Genomic DNA, 638 nt, shown 5'->3' on the forward strand with positions numbered 1-638 from the left:
CATACTACCTAACACATAAAGCGCAATCGATTGGTTACCACCCAGAAATCATTCTTTCCGGTCGTCGTATTAACGACAACATGTCTGCTCATGTTGCCGAGAAAGTATTGAAGCTTATGACCAAGAAGAAAATTCAGGTTGTTGACGCAAACATTCTGGTCATGGGGCTTACATTTAAAGAGAACTGCCCTGATATTCGCAACACCAAAGTGACTGATGTTATTACAGAGCTCCAGGGCTACCACGCCAATATTGACGTCTATGACCCTTGGGCAGATGCAGAAGAGGTGAAGCATGAGTATGGGCTTAACTTGATCAGCGAACCTAAACAAGATCACTACGATGCAGCAGTCATTTGCGTATCACACGACCAGATCAAAGAAATGGGTATCGCAGAAATCCGTAAGCTATGCAAAACCAATAACGTTATCTTTGATGTGAAATATCTATTCGACAAAGATGATGTTGATGCGCGTTTGTAAGCCTCAGCTCGGCATTGAATTAAGAGCCCGGTAGTTACCGGGCTTTTTTGTTATCCGCTTGCGATTCGATAATTAGCACCACATGGCAACCATTGGCACTCACTACATCCTCAGCGCGCTAGGCGGCGCGAGAAAAAAAGGCGTCGATACTCGCCA

At 44.8% G+C, this 638-nt stretch carries 1 protein-coding gene; it reads left to right on the forward strand.

Going from position 1 to position 638, the window contains the following annotated elements; translation table 11 throughout:
* On the forward strand, positions 1 to 482 hold a 482-nt coding region (locus tag A3729_RS28275), incomplete at its 5' end, for a UDP binding domain-containing protein (RefSeq protein WP_304439780.1).
* Between the last annotated feature and the right edge of the window lie 156 nt (positions 483 to 638).

Source organism: Oleiphilus sp. HI0043 (assembly GCF_001634935.1).